Source organism: Ruegeria sp. BB6, assembly GCF_056539385.1.
In genome coordinates, this window is record NZ_JBQFUW010000004.1 from 149,283 (window position 1) to 170,234 (window position 20,952).

The following is a 20,952-nucleotide window of genomic DNA, read 5'->3' on the forward strand; positions in this document are numbered from 1 at the left end:
ATGAGTCTGTTTTCTGTAAAGGACCTGAGTGTGCAATTCGATACACCGGATGGTGTTGTCGAAGCCGTCAAGGGCATCAGCTTTGACATCAATCCAGGCGAGTGCCTCGGCATCGTTGGCGAAAGCGGATCCGGTAAAAGCCAGACATTTATGGCTGCGATGGGGTTGCTGCCTCCGGCCGGGCGCGCCACCGGGTCGGCCTTGCTGAACGGCAAAGAGATCCTGAACCTGCCCGTTAACAAGCTGAACCAGATTCGGGGCGACGATGTTGGTATGATCTTTCAGGATCCGCTGACAGCATTGACCCCGCATTTGCGCATCGGTCAGCAAATGCGCGAAGTGCTGCAGGTCCACGAAGGGTTGCAGGGAAATGCGGCCCGCGCCCGATGCCTCGAGTGGCTGGATCGCGTTCGCATCCCCGAGGCGAAACGACGTCTGGACCAATACCCGCATGAACTGTCAGGCGGCATGCGTCAGCGGGTCATGATTGCAATGTCGATGCTGTGCAGTCCCAAACTGCTGATCGCGGACGAACCGACAACTGCGCTGGATGTGACGGTTCAGGCAGACATTCTGGACCTGATGGTCCGCCTGCAAAAGGACGAAGGCACGGCCATCGCCCTGATCACGCATGACATGGGCGTTGTCGCCCGCATGTGCGATCGAATTCAGGTGATGCGTCTGGGGCAGTTTGTCGAAGCTGGCGAGACGCGTGAAATCTTTCGCGCTCCGCAGCACGAATACACCCGCACCCTGCTGGAAGCGATGCCGCGCATCGATGCCGGGGACGCACCCAAGGCTCTGGGCAAGACCGAAGAACCTCTGCTTGAGGTCGATGACGTCAAAGTGCATTTCCCGATCCACGTCTCTGGCGGCTTGTTTGGTCGCAAGGTACCTCTGAAAGCTGTTGATGGTGTGACTTTTGACATCCGCAAGGGCGAGACCCTGGGTGTCGTGGGTGAGTCGGGTTGTGGCAAATCGACATTGGCGCGGGCCGTACTGCAGCTGATCGAACCCAGCGGCGGCAATGTTAGCTGGCTGGGTCACCCCATCGTTGGGCTGAAACGGGCCGAGCTGAACAAGTACCGCAAGGATTTGCAGATCGTGTTCCAAGACCCGCTGGCCAGTCTGGATCCCCGGATGACAATTTCAGCTTCGATCGCTGAACCACTTAAAACCTACCGCCCCGACCTTACCGAGCGGGAGCGTAAAAAGATGGTTGCCGAGATGATGGAGAGGGTTGGCCTGAAGGCCAACATGATCAACCGCTACCCGCATGAGCTTTCCGGAGGGCAAAACCAGCGGGTTGGAATCGCGCGGGCGATGATCAACAAGCCGAAACTGATCATTTGCGATGAGGCGGTATCCGCGCTGGACGTCTCGATTCAGGCCCAGATTGTCGAATTGCTGCGGGAACTGCAGCAGGAGTTTGGCCTGTCGATGATCTTCATCAGCCACGATCTGTCCGTGGTTCGCGCCGTATCTAATCGGATCATGGTTCTGTATCTCGGCCGAATCGTCGAACTGGGTGATGGTGAAACCATTTGTTCGGACCCCATTCATCCGTACACAAAGTCGTTGATTTCGGCCGTGCCGATCCCGGACCCGGATGTAGAGCGCAGTCGGCAGAGGCTGAAATTGCCGGGCGAGCTTCCGTCTCCGATGGATCCAAAGGCTGCCCTACGGTTTTTGCCCAGTCGTTTATCTGCCGGGCAGACGGATTACGTGCCTCAATTGAATGAGGTAAAGCCTGATCATTTCGTAGCTGAACACGACCCGCTTGAGGCAATCATGGCCAAAGCCTAGTCAACCCAGCCCAGAGCCAGCCTTTTGGCTTTGGGCTTCCTTCTCACTATGCCTAAAAATTGACCGCATTGCCTACATTTTAGCGATCAATTTCCCATCAATTGATATTATTGTTTCCATTCCTGCGCTAAAGTAAGGCTCCACTGCTGCATGGTGCTGCAGATCGTTTTGACTCCCATTCCTCACAGTGGCACGATTTCTCCTGACACAGTTTACCGCGCCGAATGACGTTGATCATTTTGGGCGCACAGCCTAAGAGGAAGCCGCGAAAGCATTATGATTTTCGGGCAATAATTTATTAACTTGAGAGGTAACATGGCACGCAAGGTCACCAAGGCGATTTTCCCGGTTGCGGGACTGGGTACCCGGTTTTTGCCCGCAACAAAGTCGGTTCCAAAAGAGATTATGACCCTGGTCGATCGCCCTCTTGTTCAATATGCCATCGATGAGGCGCGCGCAGCCGGTATTACCGAGTTCATTTTCGTGACGTCGCGTGGGAAATCTGCACTCGAAGATTACTTCGATCACAACCACATTCTAGAGCAAGAACTGAAGTCCAAGGGCAAAACCGATCTGTTGGAAACCCTTAACGCAACCAACATGGAAAGCGGCGCGATTGCGTATATTCGCCAGCATAAAGCGCTGGGTCTGGGTCACGCTGTCTGGTGTGCACGGCGTCTTATTGGGGACGAACCTTTTGCCGTGATGCTGCCGGACGATGTAATCGCAGCCGACAAACCCTGCCTGCAGCAAATGGTAGAGGCATATGAGGAAACGGGCGGCAACATGGTTGCGGCCATGGAGGTTCCACCAGAAAAAACCCGCTCGTACGGTGTGTTGGACGTTGGTGAAAACATCGGATCCGTCGTGCGCACGCGAGGCATGGTCGAAAAGCCCAACCCCGAGGATGCGCCTTCAAATCTGGCTGTTATCGGCCGCTATATCCTGGGACCGTCGGTTCTGTACAACCTGAACCAGAAGAAAAAAGGCAGCGGCGGAGAAATCCAGTTGACCGACGCGATTGCCGAAGACATCGGCAACGGCGTTCCGGTCTTTGGCTACAAGTTTGAAGGTCAGCGATTTGACTGCGGCTCAAAATCCGGTTTCCTCCAGGCGACCGTCGCCTATGCGCTTTCTCGCCCAGATTTGCGCGACGACCTGCGCGAATACCTTCACGAAGTTATCTCTGCAGATAAAGCGGCCCAGTAAGGTGTCCGCCGTTTAACGCGCTACTTGCCTAAGGCTAGCGCCACAGAGACCTTCAACTCGCAATGGGGGCGCGGACTACCGCGTCCCTTTTGACAAAAACTTCCCCCACGATTGTCAGTCAATATCTTCATTGTCAGGCTCAGTGCCGAATGGCGATGCTGATCAGAATTGGTCCAATTTTCTGTCTTTGATTGGAAACCTTCCAAGCAAATCAGAAGGATTAGCAGAATCCTTCCTGCGCGTGCGCATCAATCAGAACGGTTTAATCCGTCTCGGCCCAGTGTGTCCCGCGACACATGTCAGCGCGACAGCCACAGGAGGACAACCATGTCACAGAATTCGCCCCGACTGGACTTGCCGTTCATTCAACCCTCGCAAGCCCAGAAACATGTCACCCACAACGAAGCCCTGCGGCAACTGGATCTGATCGTCCAACTAAGCCTCTCGTCAACCGAAGCAACCAATCCGCCCGCAGCCCCTGATCAAGGCGATGTCTATGCCTTGGGCGTTGCTTCTACGGGGGAATGGGCCGGTCAGGATGGAAAGCTGGCCGCTTGGCTGGACAATGCGTGGCACTTCACAACACCAGCCACAGGATGGCGCGCTTGGGACGAAAGCCAGCACCGCCTGATTGTATGGGACGGTGCCGAGTGGATTGACGCTCCTATCGTTTCTCAGAATCTGAACGGTGTGGGCATCGCGACGGTTTTCGACGAGACGAACCGACTGTCTGTGCGTTCATCGGCCTCTTTGTTCAGCCACGACGGAGCTGGGCATCAGTTGAAAATCAACAAGGCAAGCGCTGCTGACACCGCCTCCTTGCTGTTTCAGTCGAACTGGACAGGACACGCCGAGATGGGTTTGTCGGGTAGTACAGGATTTTCCATCAAGGTCTCACCTGACGGCGGCACATGGACCGAGGCACTTAGCGTTGACCCCTCGACCGCACTTGCCAGCAGCGCGGCGATTCAGGCCAGCCCCGATGACACAACCCCCGGCCGCTTGATGAGAGCGGATTTCGGATACGGACCCGGAAATTTGCTAGGCACAGTATCCGCAAGTGGCGGCGTACCAACCGGGGCTGTCATCGAACGCGGAACGACACCCAACGCGGAATATATCCGGTTTGCGGACGGAACTCAGATCTGCACCGCCGTCCTTGGGCTGGTTGACTGTACCACCAGCGAAGGGGCCTTGTTCGCCAGTGGATCAGAGGTTTGGGCCTTTCCGATTGCGTTTGCTTCCGGGTCCACACCATCTGTCAGCGGCAGCGGCAGCAGCACCAGCCGGTTCCTGGGATTCGACGCCCCGACCGAAACTGAAGTCTCCTACAAAGTGCTTTCCACTGCGTCCGACACAACGCCCCGCGCTCCGACGGTCACCGCGATCGGTCGTTGGAATTGAGTTTCAGTTTCGCCCAACGCTTGGTTTGGGCGACTACTTAGATCTAAGTTCGGATTCGGCCTGATCCAGAAACCACGCGTAGGTTTCGCGAATACCGTCCTCAAGGCTGACCTCAGAACGCCAGCCCATATCAGCAAGCCGGGATACATCCATCAATTTGCGCATGGTCCCGTCCGGCTTGCTGACATCTTGCGTAATCCGCCCAGTGAAGCCTGTCGTTTTCGCCACCAGCGCTGCCAGTTCAGCGATGGATACATCCTCACCGCAGCCAACGTTAATGTGGCTGAGCATGGGCTGAGTGTTCGCTTGGTAAACATCCCGCGGCAGGTCGAGCACAAACAACGACGCCTCGGCCATATCGTCTACATGAAGGAATTCGCGGCGTGGTTTTCCTGATCCCCAAATCACCACTTCGTCCAGACCATCCTGCTTTGCCTCGTGAAAACGGCGGATCAAAGCGGGCAGAACGTGGCTGTTTTCCGGGTGAAAGTTATCACCGGGTCCATAAAGATTTGTGGGCATGACCGATCGATAGTCGACCCCATGCTGGCGGTTATAACTTTCGCACAGTTTGATCCCGGCAATTTTGGCCACTGCGTAAGGCTCATTGGTCGGCTCCAACACGCCGGTCAGCAAGGCGTCTTCGCGCATAGGCTGTGCAACAGCACGCGGATAGATGCACGAGCTACCCAGTTGCAGCAGAGAGGTAACGCCTGCGGCAAATGCCTGATGAATGACGTTGCACTCGATCATCAGGTTTTCATAAATAAAGTCAGCGGGATATGTATTATTCGCGTGAATTCCACCCACTTTGGCAGCCGCGAGAATGACCACATCGGGGCGTTCCGCCTGCATGAAATCACGCACTGCGGCCTGATCGGTGAGATCAAGTTCGGAATGTGTGCGCGTGATCAACTCAAGCGCTTCACCCGCCGCTTGCCGGTCCTGTAGGCGGCGCAGGATTGCGCCCCCGACCATACCGCGATGCCCGGCAACGTATATTTTGCGCACGCGCCCCACCTCAGCCATTTTCCAGACTGACAGGGAGATCGAACCCATGCTCTTTCAACAGCGCGTGGCGTTTGGCTGTTTTAAGGTCTTCCGACACCATCTCGGCACACATTTCCTGAACGGTCAGCTCGGGTTCCCACCCCAGTTTGTTCTTGGCATTTGATGGGTCGCCCAACAGGGTTTCGACTTCGGCTGGGCGGAAGTACTGAGGATCAATGCGCATGACCACGTCACCCTGTTTCAACGCCGGAGCCTTGTCACCGCGAACAGATTTGACGGTGGCGATCTCATCCACGCCGTCGCCTGTGAATTCGAGCGAGACACCCAGCTCGTCAGCAGACCATTCGATAAACTGCCGAACGGAATATTGAACGCCGGTCGCGATCACAAAGTCTTCGGGCTGATCCTGTTGCAACATCAGCCACTGCATCCGCACATAGTCCTTGGCGTGGCCCCAATCCCGCAGGCTGTCGATATTGCCCATGTACAGACACTCTTCGAGACCCTGCGCGATATTTGCCAGACCGCGTGTAATCTTGCGCGTCACAAAGGTTTCACCCCGGCGCGGGCTTTCATGATTGAACAAGATTCCATTGCACGCATACATGCCATACGCTTCGCGGTAGTTCACCGTGATCCAGTAAGAGTACAATTTGGCAACGGCATAAGGCGAACGCGGGTGAAACGGCGTGGTTTCACGCTGAGGGGTTTCCTGAACCAGACCATACAGTTCGGATGTCGACGCCTGATAGAAACGGGTTTTCTTTTCCAGACCAAGAAACCGGATGGCTTCCAGCAACCGCAAAGTGCCGATCGCGTCCACGTCGGCCGTGTATTCGGGCGATTCAAAACTAACCGCAACGTGAGATTGCGCCCCAAGGTTATATACCTCGTCCGGCTGAACCTCCTGAATGATTCGAGTCAGGTTGGATGTATCGCTCAGGTCACCATAATGCAGGTGCAGCCTTGGGTTGGGGACATGCGGGTCTTGGTAAATATGGTCAATACGTTGGGTATTGAACGAGGACGCCCGACGCTTGATACCGTGAACTTCATAGCCCTTCTCAAGCAAAAATTCGGCCAGATATGACCCATCCTGCCCTGTGATACCGGTTATTAGTGCAGTTTTTGTCATTGTCGTGTTCCACAAAACTCAATCTGGCTGATTGCACTCTCAGAAACAGCAAGATACCCCGGATTGCAAGCCAAGGTCGTCTGCATGCGCTGAAAGCAGCGGAACTTTCCTGAGCGAGCACGCGCCAAGTCCGGCATTTCGGAGAAAGGGAATGAAAAATGCGTATAGCGATGATCGGGACCGGATATGTCGGTTTGGTGTCGGGTGTGTGTTTTTCGGATTTCGGTCATGACGTGGTTTGTGTCGACAAAGCCGCCCAGAAGATCGAGACACTAAAGGCTGGAAACATACCGATATATGAACCCGGTCTTGATGTGCTGATGGCCAAGAATGTGGCTGCGGGTCGTCTGACTTTCACCACTGATCTTGCCGCTGCCGTGGACGGGGCGGATGCCGTTTTTATTGCAGTCGGTACTCCAACCCGCCGCGGGGATGGGCATGCTGATCTGACTTATGTCATGGCTGCTGCTGAAGAAATTGCACGGGCCGTAACCGGCTATACCGTTATTGTAACCAAATCGACGGTCCCGGTCGGAACGAACCGACAGGTTCACGCGGTTGTTTCTGGTGCCAACCCCGACGCCGATTTCGACGTCGCCTCGAATCCGGAATTCCTGCGCGAAGGTGCGGCGATTGACGATTTCATGCGACCTGATCGAGTTGTCGTCGGAGTTGAAAACGATCGTGCCGCTGAAGTCATGGCCGAGATTTATCGCCCTCTCTATCTGCGGGATTTTCCGATTTTGACAACGGATTTGGAAAGCGCCGAGATGATAAAATATGCGGCGAACGCATTTCTGGCGACCAAGATCACCTTCATCAATGAAATAGCGGGGCTGTGCGAACGTGTGAATGCAGATGTCAAAGAGGTTGCGCGCGGCATAGGGTTGGACGGCCGGATCGGGAACAAGTTCCTGCACGCCGGCCCCGGCTACGGAGGCTCCTGTTTCCCCAAGGACACCGCTGCTCTGGCTCGGATCGGACAAGAACACGCGTATCCCATGCAAATCACCGAAACGGTTATTCGCGTGAATGAGGGGGTCAAAAAGCGGATGATCGAGAAGATTCGCGACGCCTGCGACGATCGTTTTAATCAAAAAACTGTCGCTATCCTTGGCGTCACCTTCAAACCCAACACGGACGACATGCGCGATGCGCCGTCATTGACGATCGTGCCCGCCCTGATCGGCGGAGGAGCGAAGGTTCGCGTCGTAGACCCGCAAGGTCATGCAGAAGGCGAGGCTCTGCTGCCCGGCGTTGAGTGGCACAACGACCCCTACTCTGCCGCTGAAGGAGCCGATGTTGTTGTGTTGCTGACCGAATGGAATGAATTCCGCGCGCTCAACCTGCCTGAACTGGCATCAGCAATGAAATCGCCCCGGATGGTCGATTTGCGCAACATCTATTCCAAAGAGGCCGCCAAGAAAGCAGGTTTTCAAAGCTACGTTGGCGTCGGCCGGTAATCCTCGGCTCAGGTCGCGGCATAAAGCGGAACCGAATTGTCAGCGCCTTGCGCCAATGCCTTGCTTTGATCTTGTCGGACTTGCTCATACAAGGTCAGAGCCTCATTCGAGAACAACCCATTCGGGGGTTCCACATGTACAAAATTACCTTGTGCGTCCCGGCCTCGCGCTGGCATGGCGTAATCCCGTTCAGCGACCAGTTGCCTTGCATTCGGATTTAGATATCGGATCGCCAGACCAATTCGCCGGTCATCTGACCGGTTCGGGCCTGAGCCATGTATCGTCAGCCCATGGTGCAAGGACATCTGTCCGGGCTTCAATTCGATGTGGGTCTTGTCTCCATCGGCGACCTCGACGGCGATCTCCTGTCCGCGCGACAGCAGGTTGGTTTCCGAATACGTATCGTTATGCGGCAGAATTGGATTCTTGTGGCTTTCCCGCACAAAATCCATACATCCGCTTTCCACGGTTGCGGGCGACAGCGCAATCCACGCGGTCACCTGATCCGGTGTTTCGCCCATACCCCAATATGTCAGGTCCTGATGCATGCCGACTGTGTGCTTGGTGTGCGGCTCTTTGACAAAGAACTCGGCTGACCAGACCATGATATCTGGCCCCAAGACGCCCTGAACCACATCCAGAACGCGGGCGTCCAGCGCAATGCGCGCGGCGATGGGCATGACGAGATGCGCGTTCACCCGCTTGTATGTATTCAACGGCAGCGGAAGATTCGCTTCTCGCCAGTCACGTTCAATCCCTTCAAACTCGGCGCGTATCTCGGACGCTTCTTGCTCGGAAAATACACTTAGAGGAAACAGGAAGCCGTCTTCCCAGTACCGGGCCGATTGCGCCTGGGTCAAAGTGGACTGGTGTTTAGCGGTTTGATCAGACATGCGCGTTCCTCCCCGATGCATGATTGGAGAGGCTAAAGCAGAATTCGATATCGGCAGAACGCGAACTCTTGCCCGTTAGACTAAGTTCAGCTTAGCCTGCTTCACATGGCAACCCGTATCCCCTCCCTGAATTGGCTGCGCGTGTTTGAAGCAGCCGCGCGAACCGAAAGCTTTTCCCGCGCGGCCACGCAATTGAACATGTCGGCCGCAGCCGTCAGCCAACAGGTCAAGGCGCTGGAAACGCAGCTTGGGACACCCTTGTTCCATCGACACCCACATTCCGTCACCTTGACCGAAGCTGGCCGTGCCTATTTACCTTCGGTTCAGCAATCCCTTTTGATGCTTGAAACTGCGACGACCGGAATGTTTGGGGAAACCCGCGAACAACGGCTTTATGTTCAATCCGTGCTGTTGTTTGCGCATGGGATATTGGCAGCAGGCTTGCCGGATTTTCATGGGTCATATCCCCAGATCAACTTGTCTCTAACCACCGGAAACGCGACCTTGGACTTTGCCAACCGGTTCACTGACCTCCAGGTCGTTTTTGGAAACCCATCCTTGTTTGGCACGGAAGGCGACGAGCTGTTTCGCGAGCAGCTCTACCCTGTTGCGCCTCTGGAAGTGGCTGCCCAGATAAATGAGCCTCAAGACTTGTTCAGATTCACACTCATCGAGGTATCCACCCACCGCGCAAGCTGGCCATACCTGTTTGAAACCCTTCGACTACCAGCGGGGCAAGCCAAGTACTTCTTCGCCGATAACTCGATCATGGCAGCAGAGCTGTCCGCCAGCGGAGGTGGCATTGCCTTGGCCCGCGCCCCGGCGTCTGACCGGATCATGTCGTTGTCCGGTCTTGTCCCATGTCTGGAAGATGTCACGGTTCCGGGCCAGGAGGCGTATCACCTAATATACCAGTCACGCTCGGCCCTTCGCCCCCCTGCCCGCGCCTTTCGCGATTGGATCATGGACTACAGCGCGGCCGTCCAGACCCTGTAACGCCCCTGCCCTGTCACTTCGCGGATCAAGCCACGGTCGGTAAAGCGAGCGATATTGCGTTGAACTGCAGCCCGGGACGCTTGGGTCAACTCCTCCGCCAGAGGTGCTGAAACCATTGGCCATGACCTGAGAACATCAATCAACAAGGGTGGCGTGCGTCCGCTTAGGTCGTGGATGGACTCCCGTGCGCGCTGCTCCCATGCGTTCACACGATCAAGGTGCAACAGACCTGCCAAAACCGCCTGTCCTGCCCCCCTGATCCACGCGGAAAGTTTTTCATCAGGTGCACCCACACCGCGCAGAGCACCGGGTCCGGACAAAGCCAAAGGCATGAACATCGCTCCGCCACGGCCCATCGTTGCGCCATGCCTTGCTGCTATGATCGCGGCCTCGGTGTCCTGTCCAACCCCCTCGGACAAGGCACGCCACGCATGAAATCCAATCGCGGCCTGCGTGACCGGATGCAAACCTTCGGTAGTGCCCAACACTTCGGCCAAGTCAGCAACCGCTTCGGGCACATCGTCCAGACCTTGTGCCATGCGATCCAGAAACGCGGTCAGACCTGTACTCCATCCCCCTTCCGAGGGACCAGCACCCGAGGTCAAACGACGCACTGCCCAGCCAGCACGGAACAACGCCTGTACGTCATCACCGGTCGCGCCAATTCTCAGCCCGGTCCACAAAGCCAGTCGATCAACACTGATGCGATCACCCGTCCACCACCCAAGATCCGACACATCCATAAGGGCAAGCCGGTGGGTCCACCCTCTTGGACCAGCTCTTAGACGTTCGTCCAACGCGCCGAATGTCGCAGCCAGGTCCGCCAATTCGTATGACAATTCAGCCTGAGCCGCACGCCAGTCTCGCGGATCAAACAACAGGCGGCGGTCCGCCCTTGGTCCGGGCGGCAGAAAGTTGTCCTCAGGTTCTGCCTCGCCGTCAAACGGCATGAACCACAGATCCTCATCCTCCGGCGGGTCAGCATCATAGATACTGGGAGGACCGAGTGTTTCGTCGTCCTCGTCTTGACCTGGCCTGTCAGAGTTTGAAGTCATGACCGGTATAATTCGGCTATTTCAACCAGTTCACAAGGCGTTTTCTGTGGCACCACGAAAGCGGCCGGCAAAACCTCTGGACAGCACGGCCAGACAAATTCGCATTGTCCAAAATTATGTAGTTCCCTTTGACTACCCCACCGCGCTATCCCTTGTCACAAAGCAATGAGAGAGACACAGGGCATGAGCGAAACGGTCAAATTAACAGCGGATGAAGCCCGAAACCTGTGCCTGACTGTACTGACCAGTTCAGGGTTTGGTTCCGACCATGCAGAGGCCATCGCGGAAACCCTGATCACATGTCAGTTCGACGACTGCCAATCCCACGGGCTATTCCGCCTGTTCATGTGTGCAGACACGATGAAATCCGGAAAAATCGACGGCATGGCAAAACCCGCGGTTACCGCGTCTGACACGGCAATCGTACGAGTGAACGCGCAGGGCGGCATGTCTCTGCTGGCGTTCCAAAGCGCCCTGCCCGTCTTGATAGACAAAACCCGCAGACACGGAATCGCGGCGATGGTTATCAATCGCTGCTTTCATTTCTCTGCGCTCTGGCCCGAAGTGGAACGTTTGTCCTCTGCTGGGCTGGCTGCAATGGCAATGGTACCGAGCCATTCATGGGTTGCGCCAGCCGGAGGGACACGCGGAAGCCTGGGCACAAATCCCCTGGCCTTTAGCTGGCCACGCCAGAACAAAGACCCGTTTACCTTTGACTTCGCCACAAGCGCCTTTGCGCGCGGCGAGATCGAGCTTTATCGTCGCGCAGGAAAACCGTTGCCCGAGGGTGTCGCGATTGACAGTGAAGGAAACCCGACCACCGACCCCCAAGCTGCAATGGACGGGGCGATGCTGACCTTTGGCAGCTATAAGGGCTCTGCCCTGTCAATCATGATCGAGTTGCTGGCCGGTCCGCTAATCGACGATTTGACCAGTCTTGAAAGCATGGAATTCGCTGATGGTACAGGGGGTGCCCCCTATCATGGCGAGATCATTCTGGCCTTTGACCCAGCCCAATTCAGCGATGGAAAGATCCATGAAAACGACGCTCGGGCCGAGCGTCTGTTTGCTGACATAACCGACCAGGGCGCTCGATTGCCGTCCCAACGAAGGTTTGAGGCACGCGCCCGGAACGCGGCACGCGGCTATGTCGAAATCTCAAAATCTCTGTATGATGATCTGCAAGCGCTCGCCCATCAGATTTGACCCCTCTTTTACTTGCTGAGGTGGCTGGCTAAGAAGGTTTTCCAAACGTTTTCAGGAGACCCCCTTGGACCGCATTACCCGCACTATCGCAACTGAAATTAACGCCCGCCCGGAACAGGTCGGTGCAGCGGTCAAGCTGCTGGACGAAGGTGCGACTGTCCCGTTTGTGGCTCGCTATCGCAAGGAGGCGACAGGCGGGCTGGATGACACCCAACTGCGCGACCTTTCTGACCGTCTAACGTACCTTCGGGAAATGGACGCACGACGCGAGACGATCCTGAACTCGATCAAGGATCAAGGGAAATTGACCGAGGATCTTGCGCGTTCCATTTCACGCGCGGATACCAAGGCGCAGTTGGAAGATATTTATCTGCCGTACAAACCCAAGCGTCGAACCAAAGCGATGATTGCGCGGGAAAACGGACTTGAGCCGCTAGCCGACGCAATTCTTGAGGATCGGGCCGCCGATCCGGAAACCTTCGCTCGGGATTATCTGACAGAGGCCGTCGCGACACCCAAAGACGCACTGAACGGTGCGCGGGATATTATAACCGAGCGGCTAACAGAAAATGCTGTGCTGCTGGGTGAGCTCAGGACATTTATGCAGAAAGAGGCATTGCTGTCATCCAAAGTCGTTGACGGCAAACAGACTGAGGGCGCGAAATTCAGCGACTATTTCAGCCATTCGGAACAGTGGGCAAAAACTCCATCTCATCGGGCACTGGCCATGTTGCGTGCCTCGAAGGAAGGCATCGTGACGTTGGACATCGCGCCCGACCCTGAAACAGGTGCCGCACGGGCGGAGGCGATCGTGGCGGCGCATCTACACACCCGCACGGAAGCACCTGGTGATGTTTGGCTGCGCAAGGTGGCCGGATGGACTTGGCGGGTCAAGTTGTCTTTGTCGATGATGGTCGAACTTATGGCAGAGTTGAGAAGTCGTGCCCAAGAGGATGCCATTCAGGTTTTTTCTCGCAACCTCAAGGACTTACTGTTTGCAGCGCCCGCAGGGGAAAAACCAACGCTTGGGTTGGACCCAGGAATTCGGACCGGTGTCAAAGCGGCAGTGGTTGACGCGACCGGAAAAGTTTTGGCAACGGATACGCTCTACCCTTTCCAACCGCGAAACGATCTACGGGGTGCGCAGCATGCAATTCTGAGCCTTGTTGCGGCACATGGAATTGAATTGATTGCGATAGGCAATGGAACTGCAAGCCGCGAAACAGAAAAGCTTGTCTCAGATACACTCAAGCTGTTGCCGAAATCGACGAAAGTCCCCACCAAAGTCGTTGTGTCAGAGGCTGGGGCTTCTGTGTATTCTGCATCCGAACTTGCCGCGCGAGAGTTTCCCGATCTGGACGTTTCACTGCGAGGCGCGGTTTCAATTGCGCGCCGCTTGCAGGACCCTCTGGCGGAACTGGTCAAGATTGAACCGAAGTCAATCGGCGTTGGCCAATATCAACATGATGTTGACCAGCATCGCTTGTCGCAATCGCTGGAGTCTGTAATTGAGGATGTTGTGAACGCTGTTGGCGTTGATCTGAACACCGCGTCTGCCCCTTTGCTCTCACATGTCTCGGGCCTGGGCCCCGGGCTGGCCGAGGCCATTATTGCCCACCGCGATCAAAATGGCGCGTTTAAATCGAGGAAAGAGCTTTTGAAAGTCTCACGGCTTGGCCCGAGGGCGTATGAGCAGTGCGCTGGTTTTCTACGTATCCGAGACGGAGCAGACCCTTTGGATGCGTCTTCAGTTCACCCCGAGGCATATGAAGTCGCTCGGCGTGTGGTCGCGGCCTGTGGGAGGGACATTCGTCAAATAATGGGCCAGGAAGGTGCACTAAAAGGATTGCGCGCCGAACAATTCGTGGATGGCACCTTCGGTTTGCCCACTGTTCGGGACATTTTCTCTGAATTGGAGAAGCCCGGCCGTGATCCGAGGCCAAGCTTCGTGACAGCCTCGTTCGCAGATGGGGTTGAAGATATTTCCGATCTGAAACCAGGTATGACGTTGGAAGGAACAGTGACCAACGTTGCAGCCTTTGGTGCTTTCGTTGACGTTGGGGTCCACCAGGATGGATTGGTCCACGTCAGTCAACTCGCCGATCGATTCGTCGAAGATCCGCACGAAGTCGTCAAAACCGGGCAAGTGGTGAAGGTCACTGTGGTTGAGGTTGATGTTAGTCGAAAGCGAATTGGACTGAGCATGCGGAAGGATGGAAAGCCGACAGGCAGCAAAAAACTCGGAACGCATGATCGGTTGAAGAGTCAAACCGCACCCGGGACGAAGGGATCGCAACGGTCAAAATTTGGCAAAAATGCACACTACAGCGCGTTAGGCGATGCGCTAAAGTCGGCGATGAAGAACCGCTGATCTTGCCAGCTCGACCTAATCAAAGGCTTCGGGCTCCAACTCCTCCCAGAATTCAAAGATTCTGGTGGCGTTCAGACCCGATCGCCACCCGTGTGCTCTGAAATGCTCTCGGTCCAGGTCATTATCTAGGCCGGCCAAAAACAGACGTTTGTCTGCATCCTTCTGAGTAGGGTTTCGCCGCGAAACCAACTCTTCAACGATGGAGAGCTTTCTGGACCTTTCTGAACGCTCCGCCGACCGAGCCGCGTACTCCCGGTCTTCCAGAGCCTTCTTTTCCTGTCTCAGTCGAGCAGCTTCAATAGCTTCGGGACTCGGAGGCAATGCCTTTTCCTCAGTCGGGGCTTGATAGTCGTCTCTAAGCGCTGCTGACAGATACCCGAGAGTGGACTTAACAGCCCCCTGCCCTTTCATGTAGTCAATCTTTTGCTGAACATAAGTTTCACCATGCTCGGCGATCCACTGGCGGGCCAATCTGTCAGACACTCCTTGCTGTCGCAGAGCTTTGTACACAGGGAGATTACGAACACCGTCACTGTCATCGATCTCAAACATCGCTTTTTGCGGGTTGCCCCTTATTCGAAATCTTATATCGGTTACTGTGCGCCCCTTCTTTTGGAACTCGGGCTCAATGAGAATGTCCGAGCTCTTATTCACTTCGGCAACCGCAGGTTTTATTATCTTGGCATTCAGGTGTTTGAAGCTGCTGTAGTAGTCACTTCCATCCACCCCCATGAGCTTTCTGAACACATCCAATGTCCACCAACCTGTGGAACCAGTCCTTACGAAGCGGTAACAATTTTCATAGAGTGCCAGACCGTGACCTGAACTGAAATTTCGCTGGATCTGGACATTGATCAAAGCATAGATTTTTGGATCATAGAGCTTTTGCGCCAACGCAGGAGAATAGGCGTACTCGCAGACACCGTTCTTTAGCTTGGCAAAACTTAGTAGTGACGAAACACCCCACTCCTGTCTGCCTTGTTCGTCCAACATATCCCATTCCGCTACGGTTTCGGCCAAAGCACGCAGACTGGACCGTAATGTGTCGAAGTCGTTGGAATTGTAGCCAACCATCAACGCCAGGGTACGAGCATCAATTGTATGCGTTGCGGCAGATGTCAGCGTATCATATGCGTTAAGCAGAAGTACATTTGACAGCTTGCGTTGGAGCAGCGTCAGCTTACCGCTAATGTGAATAGCAGCAACGTTCTTTTTGACCGTCTCGCGGCGCAGCGCACCGGAAAGGTTATCCATATCCAATTTAGTTTGCGGCATGATTCTGCCTGACTGCTCGTTTAGACATTTCTGACACGAAAGGTACCTGCGCATCAATCTATTTTGGGTGCCCAAATACAGGATTGGCCCCCTCCCGTGAATGGGTACCTTTAAGCAAATCGAATCCAGCTACCCTCGGAAAGGCATGTGTAGAGAGTCGATACGCGTGTAATGGACGCTACCAGCATCTCGAAAAACCTATATTCAGGGTCTTTTTTCGATGATCTCCAAGAATACTGAGAATCGGGCCTCGTCATACTGACTCTTGGTCCGTTTAGCCCTGTATACGGGTGCCTTTGATCCTGAATACAGGTACCCTACATACCGAAACCAGGTACCTTAGTCTATTTATGTTTTTGTTTTCGAACAATAAAATGATCACAAAGAGTCTAAACTAACTAAACAAATTAAACGTTTTGTTGTGTCCAATTCTGGATTTTTAATCAGTTTCGCCACGAAACCAGACACCGAAAGCACTTTCTTCTAGAATTAGCCATTCTTGAGATAGCCTCAGGTAAAAATGTGCGTTATATTGTCATACATACGTCGCAAAGGCGAACATTACCCGAGGCACCGACAGTGAAAAAAACCAACCAACCTCATCTACCGCCGTACCTGAATCTCGACCCCAGAACGTCTGCTGGCAAGTTGCCTGATCCTATCGGAACGACTCGATTCGCCAAAGCTGCTGCTTTTTGCGCTAAAGGCCGAGAGGACCTAGCTCGGAGAGGATATGCTCCAGACGGTGAAAAGAGACTTCGCCGGTTTTCGATTTGGGAGATAACAAAGTACCTAATCCCAGTGGCGCCAGCGCATTTGCGGCGTGTTTTGAAAGCCAATCCAGATTTACCACAAGGAGAAGGTGAAACAGGCTCAAAATGGTTTTCACTTGAAGAAGTGTTGTTACTACGCAAGCATTTTGCGGCCGAGGGAGTAAGTACTAAGGAGTATTTGCCGTACAGACCTGAAGGGTTGCCTGCAAAAGTGGTCGCGGTAGCCAACTTTAAGGGCGGTGTAGGGAAAACGTCTACGGCAGCGCATCTGGCGATGTCTGCTGCTCTGGACGGGTATCGGGTATTGGTGGTCGATTTGGATAGTCAGGGATCCATGACGTCAATACTTGGGGGAAGTGTTGCGGATGAATGGCAGACCGTTTTCCCCTTGATAGCAAAAGATTACGCAAAGGCTGTGCAAGAAGAGAATCGAGTGCGAAATGCGGCGGGGCAAGCCGAGATTCCTTTGGATGAGACTTTGAATGAAGCTCTGAAAACAACTCCTGGTGATGTTATCCAAAAAACCCACTGGCCCAACATAGATTTGTTGGGCGCACAGTTGAACCTATATTGGGCAGAGTTCCAAATACCTGTATGGAGAATGGGGCTAAGGAGTTGGCCACTATGGGATGGTTTGACGAACTTCCTTCACGATGATGGCGTCTTGGATGACTACGATATCGTCTTTCTCGATACCCCTCCTGCACTTGGGTACCTAACAATCAACGCCCTTGCCGCGGCCGATATTTTGCTGGTGCCGCTTGGTGCGTCGTTTCTTGAGTTTGATTCAACAGGCCGCTTCTTCGACATGCTCTATACTACTTTTGCCAGCATTGAGGATGGCGAGAATGCAGCACAACGCGCCGCGGGGCTTCCAGAGCTCAAATTCGAGTGGGATGTTGTTCGGGCAATTATAACTCGGTTTGACGCCAGTCAGCAGACGGACATGGCCAATGTTATTCAAGCTTATTTTGGCGACTTCATGAATGCATACCGGCAAGATTACACGGCTTTGGTCGGGCAGGCCGGTGAGCAGGTTAATGGAATTTACGAGGCTGATTATCGTGACTTCAACCGTGACACTTATGTCCGTGGTCGAGAAACCTTCGATAGGACCTACGCGGAATTCAAGGAAGTGCTGATCGGATGCTGGTGGCGCGACGCTCAAATGGAGGGAAAGCAAGATGGCTAAACGCAGAAGGCTGACAGCCCCAGATACAACCGAGCTCGAGCAATTAGAGGCTGGTTTCGCGGCGAAACCGTCCATGAATCCCTTCGATGCAAAAGGGGCCGCTCCCCCTATCGCGCAGGTTGCTGCCGAGGCCGCTTCCCTCAACGGTATGGCTTCAGTAACAGATCGTGTTGCTCTGGCTCAGGACCAAGGGGATGCCGAGCGGTGGCGCGATGCTCAGGACGCGGGGCTGATTGCGCAGATGCTGTCCTTATCCGCGATTGACGAGGATTTTATCCGCAGAGATCGAATGGTCGAAGATGAAGAGGCCATGGACGAACTCTTGGAATCGTTGCGTGTTCATGGCCTGAGAACTCCGATCGAAGTAGCCCGAGATGGTGACGGCTATGGCTTGATCTCAGGTTTTAGAAGGCTGGGTGCATTCCGTAAATTGGCGGAAACCGACTCGAGATTTTCCGAGATTCCGGCTTTCGTGCGAGAAGCAGATTCGGGTCAAAGTGCGTATGTCTCGATGGTCGAGGAAAATGAACTTCGGTCCAACCTGAGCCCCTATGAGAGGGGCCGCATTGCTGTTTTGGCGGCAGGGCAGGGCGTTTTCGATTCAACCGAAAGCGCTGTTGACGTATTGTTTGCCGCATCTTCCAAGGCAAAACGTTCAAAAGTACGAAGTTTCGCGGTCGTGCATGAGGCACTAGGAGATCTACTTCAACACCCCATTGTTCTCACAGAAAAGGCTGGCCTGAAGTTGGCCTCAGCATTGAGAGCAGGTGCGCAACCCATGTTGCGCCAGGTATTGGCCGGGGCAGGGGTGCTTGAGCCAAGAGAGGAATGGGCATTGCTTGAAGCGGCGCTGAAATCAACCTCAGAACCGGTCAAAAACAAAGCGCGTGGAGGTCGGCCGCAGCAGGTGAAGCGTTTGAAGCCAGTCGCCCTTCCGGGAGGGGGGGATGTCGCGGGTGAACTAACCGCGACTGAAGTGCGAATTCGAGTTCGCTTGGAGGATGTTTCAACTGACGATGCACAAGAACTCCTTCGTCAAATTGCGGTTCACCTAAGCTAGTTTCGCTGCGAAACCTACCTTACCAATGCAAGTGATGCCAAGCTAGCGAAGCATTCTGCCAAGAGCCCAAATTGGACTTTCAAGCCGAACTCACATGTAATGAGCAAAATTGCCATATAATGACCGTTATTCTCAGCGAGGGCTTGTATGTGGAATGTTGGGCCTGCCAACAACCGAGTGTTGGTCGTCAACCTTGGGGGGTTTTCGCAGGCTTTGTTCTCATCTGTCAGGTCGAGCGTGGTTCTGGTAGCGCGTGCTCAAAATAGCAGAAGCAGACCGTGACGATCTCATTCAAGGGCGCGCACTTTCCAAAAGAAGTGATTTTGTACGCTGTATTCTTCTATCTCCGATACGGCATGTCATATCGGGATCTGGAAGAAATCATGGCGGAAATAGGCGTTGAACTGGATCACGCGAGGCTGAACCGTTGGGTGAGCCGATATGCCGGTCTTGTAGCTGATGCTTTGCGGCACAAGAAGTGTCCACCGACCGTTCGGGGCGCATGGATGAGGCCTATGCTTAAGTGAAGGGTGAGTGGGTTTATCTCTATCGCGCCATCTCCTCAGTTTTCAAAGGAACTTGCGACAGAACCCGCAAAACTGTCTGGAAATGACCCAATCTCGCCGGGTCGCGTGCGCGATATTCATGCCCGACATGGACTTACATGACAGATGAGGATACTTCATAAGTTATGAAACGTCGCCATCTCGCTGAAAAATATTGTCCGGTTGCCCGCGCCGGCGCCCAGATCGTGGATAGCTGGACGTTTATCATCCTGCGGGAGATCTTTCTTGGGAATGCGCGGTTTTCGGGTTTGCAGAAACAATCCGGCATGTCACCCCGATCCCTGACGCTTCGGCTGCGTAAGCTGGAGGAAGAAGGCATTCTTGAGCGGCGGGCCTCGGAAGAGGGTATAGCGGCAAAGGTGTATGCGCTCACGCCCAAGGGGCACGGTTTGTGGCCGACATTGATCACCCTGAAGCAATGGGGCGAGGAATGGTGCGGCCCCTGGGCGGATGACGGCGCGGCCTTGCGCACGATGCACCGCGGGACTGACCACGAAATGTACGCGGTTCTGGTGTGCCATACCTGCGGCGAGCCTGTGTCCACGCATACGACGCACGCAGTTCTGTCCAAGTGCATGCAAGCCGAGCGTGACGCCGCCGAAGCTGTCTGAGATATTTTCGGCTTAAAAACGCGCTTGTGTCACACCGCCCCTGTGCCTTTAGTGTTGTGGCAACACGGCCCTTGCGACGGAGTCAGTGACATTGGTATTCGATTTTTTCAGCGATATAAAAAATATAGTCAGCTTCTCGGAAGATTCCAATGCAGGAAAAGCGAGTTTTGTGCGCATCGTGTTGCATCTATTGACACGTGGACGTTGACGTCGAAGACGGGGCTGTCCAGCGCGCCCGCGAACGGGGTGCCAAGCTTATCGTTTTGGATCCGCGCTAAACCGACAATGCAAATGTGGCCGACCTGTGGTTGCCGCTTAAGGCCGTGACCGATGCGGTGATGATGTTCGGGTGGCTCAAGGTCACTCTGGACGAGGGACTGTATGACAAGGAGTTTGTCGCCAACTGGACCGTTGGGTTCGACCAGTTCCGCACCCATGGGCACGACATTCGATGAAATGGCGGAGAAATCGCCGGTTCAAATGGAAAAGCTGAAATTCCGCGAACACGAAGAAACCGGTTTTGCCACGCCCTCGGGCAAGGTGGAGCTTTATTCAGAGACGCTCAGGAATTCGGCTTCGACCCGTTGCCTATTGGCGCGACGAACCCGAAGAGGGCAAGGACTGATCGCTGCGACTGTTCACCGGGGTGCGGGAACCGGCGTTTTTCCAGACCGGCCACAGGCATGTCTAGGGTCTGCGTAAATATGTGGCCGACGGGCTGGTTTGGGTGCCGCATGGCTGGTGGCTGTCCAAAGGGGTTGGCAAATCCGGTGGCCTGCCGCGTAAAATTATCAAGGTCCGTGACGTCGCAAACCTCGGCGGTGCAACGGAACAGGTTGAAAAAGAACTGCATCCTGTTTGACTCTGTGGTGGCAACAGAAACTGTAACACGAGAGAGTCAATGAACGGGACATGTACATGCGGCG

17 protein-coding genes and 1 pseudogene are annotated in these 20,952 nt (G+C 54.7%); 12 read left to right on the top strand and 6 right to left on the bottom strand.

All coding sequences use genetic code 11. The annotated features are described in order from the left end of the window. From ACR0B7_RS11400 to ACR0B7_RS11410, 3 genes are all read left to right on the top strand, one after another. Window positions 1–1,806 (top strand): ABC transporter ATP-binding protein, encoded by a 1,806-nt coding sequence (locus ACR0B7_RS11400; RefSeq protein WP_170485909.1) that lies wholly within the window; start codon window positions 1–3, stop codon window positions 1,804–1,806. Window positions 1,807–2,121: 315 nt separating this feature from the next. Then, on the top strand, window positions 2,122–3,015 hold the full coding sequence (galU, locus tag ACR0B7_RS11405; protein WP_170416057.1) for a UTP--glucose-1-phosphate uridylyltransferase GalU: 894 nt from the start codon (window positions 2,122–2,124) through the stop codon (window positions 3,013–3,015). A 327-nt stretch (window positions 3,016–3,342) separates the two neighbouring features. Next, complete coding sequence (locus tag ACR0B7_RS11410) at window positions 3,343–4,419, top strand: DUF2793 domain-containing protein (RefSeq protein ID WP_170576780.1); 1,077 nt, start codon at window positions 3,343–3,345, stop codon at window positions 4,417–4,419. Between the two features lie 33 nt (window positions 4,420–4,452). Here the strand turns inward: ACR0B7_RS11410 and fcl are convergent, their stop codons facing one another. Then, on the bottom strand, window positions 4,453–5,478 hold the full coding sequence (gene fcl / locus ACR0B7_RS11415) for a GDP-L-fucose synthase (protein WP_480681506.1): 1,026 nt from the start codon (window positions 5,476–5,478) through the stop codon (window positions 4,453–4,455). Next, window positions 5,441–6,565, bottom strand: a complete 1,125-nt coding sequence (gene gmd, locus ACR0B7_RS11420; protein WP_170485911.1) for a GDP-mannose 4,6-dehydratase — start codon at window positions 6,563–6,565, stop codon at window positions 5,441–5,443. Before gmd ends, fcl begins: the two co-directional genes overlap by 38 nt. A gap of 158 nt (window positions 6,566–6,723) precedes the next feature. On the opposite strand from gmd, the gene ACR0B7_RS11425 reads away from it, so the two are divergent. Further along, window positions 6,724–8,028, top strand: a complete 1,305-nt coding sequence (locus tag ACR0B7_RS11425) for a UDP-glucose dehydrogenase family protein (RefSeq protein ID WP_170559551.1) — start codon at window positions 6,724–6,726, stop codon at window positions 8,026–8,028. Between the two features lie 8 nt (window positions 8,029–8,036). On the opposite strand, the gene ACR0B7_RS11430 is transcribed toward ACR0B7_RS11425, so the two are convergent. Then, on the bottom strand, window positions 8,037–8,921 hold the full coding sequence (locus ACR0B7_RS11430; protein WP_170485913.1) for a phytanoyl-CoA dioxygenase family protein: 885 nt from the start codon (window positions 8,919–8,921) through the stop codon (window positions 8,037–8,039). Between the two features lie 105 nt (window positions 8,922–9,026). Between ACR0B7_RS11430 and ACR0B7_RS11435 the strand changes: the two genes are divergently transcribed. After that, window positions 9,027–9,917 carry a LysR family transcriptional regulator gene (locus ACR0B7_RS11435; RefSeq protein ID WP_170576779.1) on the top strand — a complete coding sequence of 297 codons (891 nt, stop codon included), beginning with the start codon at window positions 9,027–9,029 and terminating at the stop codon, window positions 9,915–9,917. Here ACR0B7_RS11435 and ACR0B7_RS11440 read toward each other — a convergent pair. Further along, window positions 9,890–10,972, bottom strand: coding sequence for a helix-turn-helix domain-containing protein (locus ACR0B7_RS11440; RefSeq protein ID WP_170570524.1), 1,083 nt, complete (start codon window positions 10,970–10,972; stop codon window positions 9,890–9,892). The genes ACR0B7_RS11435 and ACR0B7_RS11440 overlap by 28 nt on opposite strands. Before the next feature lie 183 nt (window positions 10,973–11,155). Here ACR0B7_RS11440 and ACR0B7_RS11445 point away from each other — a divergent pair, with 183 nt between their 5' ends. Next, on the top strand, window positions 11,156–12,178 hold the full coding sequence (locus tag ACR0B7_RS11445) for an Ldh family oxidoreductase (RefSeq protein ID WP_170485916.1): 1,023 nt from the start codon (window positions 11,156–11,158) through the stop codon (window positions 12,176–12,178). A gap of 64 nt (window positions 12,179–12,242) precedes the next feature. Further along, window positions 12,243–14,549: a Tex family protein gene (locus ACR0B7_RS11450; RefSeq protein ID WP_170485917.1), complete on the top strand. Its 2,307-nt coding sequence runs from the start codon at window positions 12,243–12,245 to the stop codon at window positions 14,547–14,549. 15 nt (window positions 14,550–14,564) lie between these two features. On the opposite strand, the gene ACR0B7_RS11455 is transcribed toward ACR0B7_RS11450, so the two are convergent. Further along, a complete protein-coding gene (locus ACR0B7_RS11455) occupies window positions 14,565–15,824 on the bottom strand; it encodes a replication initiation protein (protein WP_170485918.1) in 1,260 nt (419 codons plus the stop codon). Window positions 15,825–16,403: 579 nt separating this feature from the next. On the opposite strand from ACR0B7_RS11455, the gene ACR0B7_RS11460 reads away from it, so the two are divergent. The 5 genes and pseudogenes from ACR0B7_RS11460 to ACR0B7_RS11480 all read left to right on the top strand — a co-directional run bounded on the left by ACR0B7_RS11460 (window position 16,404) and on the right by ACR0B7_RS11480 (window position 20,481). Beyond that, a complete protein-coding gene (locus ACR0B7_RS11460; protein WP_170485919.1) occupies window positions 16,404–17,789 on the top strand; it encodes an AAA family ATPase in 1,386 nt (461 codons plus the stop codon). Then, window positions 17,782–18,849, top strand: coding sequence for a ParB N-terminal domain-containing protein (locus ACR0B7_RS11465; RefSeq protein WP_170485920.1), 1,068 nt, complete (start codon window positions 17,782–17,784; stop codon window positions 18,847–18,849). The genes ACR0B7_RS11460 and ACR0B7_RS11465 overlap by 8 nt, the downstream gene beginning before the upstream one ends. A 278-nt stretch (window positions 18,850–19,127) precedes the next feature. Continuing rightward, a pseudogene (locus tag ACR0B7_RS11470) lies at window positions 19,128–19,369 on the top strand (IS6 family transposase); the annotation flags it as partial. A 171-nt stretch (window positions 19,370–19,540) separates the two neighbouring features. After that, a complete protein-coding gene (locus ACR0B7_RS11475) occupies window positions 19,541–20,026 on the top strand; it encodes a winged helix-turn-helix transcriptional regulator (RefSeq protein ID WP_170416082.1) in 486 nt (161 codons plus the stop codon). 293 nt (window positions 20,027–20,319) lie between these two features. Next, window positions 20,320–20,481: a molybdopterin-binding domain-containing protein gene (locus ACR0B7_RS11480; protein WP_170416084.1), complete on the top strand. Its 162-nt coding sequence runs from the start codon at window positions 20,320–20,322 to the stop codon at window positions 20,479–20,481. 107 nt (window positions 20,482–20,588) lie between these two features. On the opposite strand, the gene ACR0B7_RS11485 is transcribed toward ACR0B7_RS11480, so the two are convergent. After that, entirely contained in the window at window positions 20,589–20,879 is a 291-nt protein-coding gene (locus ACR0B7_RS11485; protein ID WP_170576778.1) for a hypothetical protein, read from the bottom strand. Window positions 20,880–20,952: the final 73 nt, after the last annotated feature.

Excerpts from the sequence above, each read along its gene's own strand:
- ACR0B7_RS11400 (WP_170485909.1), top strand. The coding sequence starts at position 1 with ATGAGTCTGTTTTCTGTAAAGGACCTGAGTGTGCAATTCGATACACCG.
- fcl (WP_480681506.1), bottom strand. The coding sequence starts at position 5,478 with ATGGGTTCGATCTCCCTGTCAGTCTGGAAAATGGCTGAGGTGGGGCGC.
- ACR0B7_RS11455 (WP_170485918.1), bottom strand. The coding sequence starts at position 15,824 with ATGCCGCAAACTAAATTGGATATGGATAACCTTTCCGGTGCGCTGCGC.
- ACR0B7_RS11440 (WP_170570524.1), bottom strand. The coding sequence starts at position 10,972 with ATGACTTCAAACTCTGACAGGCCAGGTCAAGACGAGGACGACGAAACA.
- ACR0B7_RS11425 (WP_170559551.1), top strand. The coding sequence starts at position 6,724 with ATGCGTATAGCGATGATCGGGACCGGATATGTCGGTTTGGTGTCGGGT.
- ACR0B7_RS11445 (WP_170485916.1), top strand. The coding sequence starts at position 11,156 with ATGAGCGAAACGGTCAAATTAACAGCGGATGAAGCCCGAAACCTGTGC.
- ACR0B7_RS11410 (WP_170576780.1), top strand. The coding sequence starts at position 3,343 with ATGTCACAGAATTCGCCCCGACTGGACTTGCCGTTCATTCAACCCTCG.
- ACR0B7_RS11435 (WP_170576779.1), top strand. The coding sequence starts at position 9,027 with ATGGCAACCCGTATCCCCTCCCTGAATTGGCTGCGCGTGTTTGAAGCA.
- ACR0B7_RS11485 (WP_170576778.1), bottom strand. The coding sequence starts at position 20,879 with ATGCAGTTCTTTTTCAACCTGTTCCGTTGCACCGCCGAGGTTTGCGAC.
- ACR0B7_RS11465 (WP_170485920.1), top strand. The coding sequence starts at position 17,782 with ATGGCTAAACGCAGAAGGCTGACAGCCCCAGATACAACCGAGCTCGAG.
- gmd (WP_170485911.1), bottom strand. The coding sequence starts at position 6,565 with ATGACAAAAACTGCACTAATAACCGGTATCACAGGGCAGGATGGGTCA.
- galU (WP_170416057.1), top strand. The coding sequence starts at position 2,122 with ATGGCACGCAAGGTCACCAAGGCGATTTTCCCGGTTGCGGGACTGGGT.
- ACR0B7_RS11430 (WP_170485913.1), bottom strand. The coding sequence starts at position 8,921 with ATGTCTGATCAAACCGCTAAACACCAGTCCACTTTGACCCAGGCGCAA.
- ACR0B7_RS11475 (WP_170416082.1), top strand. The coding sequence starts at position 19,541 with ATGAAACGTCGCCATCTCGCTGAAAAATATTGTCCGGTTGCCCGCGCC.